The organism is Streptomyces sp. NPDC001027, from assembly GCF_040299045.1.
In the GTDB taxonomy this organism is placed as follows: domain Bacteria; phylum Actinomycetota; class Actinomycetes; order Streptomycetales; family Streptomycetaceae; genus Streptomyces.
On record NZ_JBEPBI010000466.1, the window covers coordinates 1 to 2928 of the forward strand.

At 73.1% G+C, this 2928-nt stretch carries 2 protein-coding genes; one reads left to right on the top strand and one right to left on the bottom strand.

What is annotated here, in order from left to right:
• Positions 1-2414, bottom strand: a 2414-nt coding sequence (locus ABT300_RS42790) for a molybdopterin oxidoreductase family protein (protein ID WP_351688224.1), incomplete at its 3' end; no start/stop codon positions are given.
• Between the two features lie 289 nt (positions 2415-2703).
• On the opposite strand from ABT300_RS42790, the gene ABT300_RS42795 reads away from it, so the two are divergent.
• A complete protein-coding gene (locus tag ABT300_RS42795; protein ID WP_351688227.1) occupies positions 2704-2886 on the top strand; it encodes a hypothetical protein in 183 nt (60 codons plus the stop codon).
• Positions 2887-2928: the final 42 nt, after the last annotated feature.

Here is a 2928-nt window from a genome sequence, read left to right on the forward strand (position 1 = left end):
GTGGCCGGCGCGGCGTCGGCGCGTGAGGGCGCCGACGCCGTGGTGGTCGGTGCGGGGGCGACGCGTCCGTCCCCGCGTTCCACGAGCCGCAGCGCCGCCGCGGCGGTCTTGAACAGCGGCTGCTTGGAGGCGGGGTCCCAGTCGGTGACGGTCGTCTCGTTGGCCGCGCGTCCCGGCGTGCCGCCGCCCGGCCCGTGTCCGCCGTCGGTGTCCCAGTAGCCGTAGTGGAAGGGCAGGAAGAGCAGTCCGGGGCGGATGTCGGTCACGCGCAGCCGCCCCTGCACGGCCCCGCGGCGGGTGCCGACCTCGACCAGGTCGCCCTCGTGGAGTCCGAGGGCGGCGGCGTCGGAAGCGGAGGCCTCCACCCACACGTCGGGGGCGGCGGCGTTCAGCTGGGGCGCCCGCGCGGTCTTGGTGCGGGTGTGGAAGTGGTAGAGGGTGCGGCCGGTGGTCAGCTGGAAGGGGTGGTCCTCGTCGGGCGCCTCATGCGGCGGCAGGTAGTCGGCCGCCCTGATCACGGCTTTGCCGTCCGGGTTGAGGGAGCGGTACTCGACGACGTCGTCGGCGGCGCCCGTCACCAGGTCCTTGCCGTAGCTCTCGCAGACGTCGGGGTGCGCCCAGGCGACGCCGTCGGCGTAGAGGCGCGGCGTGCCGTCGGGGGCCTGTTCGTTGCACGGCCACTGGACGCCGCTCGCGCCGCGCAGTTTGGCGTAGGTGAGGCCGGTGTAGTCGCACGGCCGCCCCGCGCTGCAGCGTTTCCACGCCTCGAAGGCGGACTCGGGGTCGTGCCAGGTGATCAGCGGGCCGCCGTCCTTGTCGCGGAAGTCCATGCGGGCGGCGTAGTCGAGGAAGACGTCGAGGTCGGGCCTGGCCTCGCCGGGCGGTTCGACCGCCTTGTCCGCCAGATGAACGGTGCGGTCGGCGTTGGTGGCGGTGCCCATCTTCTCCCCCCACGTCGCGGCGGGCAGCACCACGTCGGCCAGCCGGGCGGTCTCGGTGAGGAACAGGTCCTGCACCACCACGAACAGACGCTCCTGCTGCAGGATCGAGCGCACCCGGGCCAGCTCGGGCAGTGACACCGCCGGGTTGGTGCCGCTGATCCACAGCATGCGGATCGAGCCCTGCTCGGCGTACCGGAACATCTGCATCGCATGGGTGGGCGGGGTGTGGTGCGGGATGGTGGAGGGCTCGACGTTCCACACCCGGGCGAGGTCGGCGACGTGGTCGTCGTTCTGCCAGTTGCGGAAGCCGGGCAGGTCGCCGTCGGCGCCGCACTCGCGGGTGTTCTGCGCGGTGGGCTGGCCGTTCATCTGCAGCACGCCGGCGCCGGGCCGGCCGAGCATGCCGCGGACCAGGTGCAGGTTGTTGATCTGCACGGCCGCGGCGGTGGCCTGGTGGGACTGGTAGACGCCCTGCAGGACCGTGGACAGGAGCCGGTCGGCGCCGCCGAGGAGGTCGGCGGCCTCACGGATCGACGCGGCCGGCACGTCGCAGATCCGCGCCGCCCACTCGGGGGTGCACGCCTCGACCCGGGACGCCAGCTCCTCGAAGCCGACGGTGTGCGTCCGCACGTAGTCGTGGTCGACGTGACCGGCGCGGATGATCTCGTGCAGGAGGGCGTTCAGCAGGGCCACGTTGGTGCCGACGCGGGGCGCGAGGTGCACGACCGACCTGCGGGCCACCTGCGTGGGGCGCGGGTCGACGCACACGAGGCGGGGCGGGTCGCCGCCCGCCAGCCGGTCGAGGATGCGCATCCACTGCACGGGCTGCGTCTCGGCGATGTTGTGTCCGAACAGCGCGATCACGTCTGCGTGGTCGATGTCGTCGTAGCTGCCGGGCTGGCCGTCGCAGCCGAAGGACTGCTTCAGCGCCTCGCCGGCGGTGGCGGTGCACAGGCGGGTGTTGCCGTCGAGGTGGCTCGTGCCGATGCCGGCCCGGGCCAGTACCGCGAGGGTGTAGTACTCCTCCAGGTACAGCTGCCCCGAGGTGTAGAAGCCGATCGATCCGGGGCCGCGCCGAGTCAGCAGCTCGCGCGAGCGGGAGGTGACGCGCTCCATCGCGGTGTCCCAGTCGCACTCCACCAGCCGTCCGTCCTCGCGGACCAGCGGCCTGGTCAGGCGGTCGGAGGAGGAGTTCGCCTGCCAGCCGAAGGCGTCCTTCGGGCCGAGGCGTCCGCGGTTGACGCGGTCGTCCACCCGTCCGCGCACTCCGGCCATGCGCCCGTCGACGACGGCGATGTCCATGGCGTCGCCGTCGGAGTGCAGGATCGAGGCGGCCTGCACCCAGCGCTGCACCTGCTCCGGTGCGACGCCCGCCTCGAGGTGGGTGTCCACGCGGGCGGGCCAGGACGCGTGCCGGTCGTACGGGGTGCGGTTGCCCCACGGTCGGGCGATCCGGTCGACCGATGAGTCCATGCCAGCCTCCAGACGCCGTGGTTCGGCGCGCTCACGCCGCCCGTCTCCCGGTACCCCTCGACTCGATCACGTAACGCCGCCGTCGGCACGGCGACCGATGCGGGCACGGCGACCGGGGCGGGCGGCGGTGGCCCTGTTCCCGGCGTTGCGGCCGCTGCGGCGCTCCCGCGCCGATCGCTTGCGGACGTTTCCCGCCGAGCCGTGGGGAAACTCGGTGACGGATACGCATCGAAGGCACGAACCGGGCCGGAACGGAACGGTCCGGACGCAGAAGGAAGATGACGGGAAGATGACCGCCGTACCTGTGGAGACCGAGAAGACCCTCTCCGTACGCCGACCGGAGACGGGCTGGGCCATGGCACGCCGGCTGCGCGGGCAGCGCATCCGTACCTGTGTCCGCGCGACGATCGACGGCGACGCGGGCCGCAGTCGACGGGGCAACGACTGGAACGTGGTGCGGGGTGTCGACTGACCGCCCGTCACCGGCCCCCGGTTCCCGGCCCTCCCGGTCTGC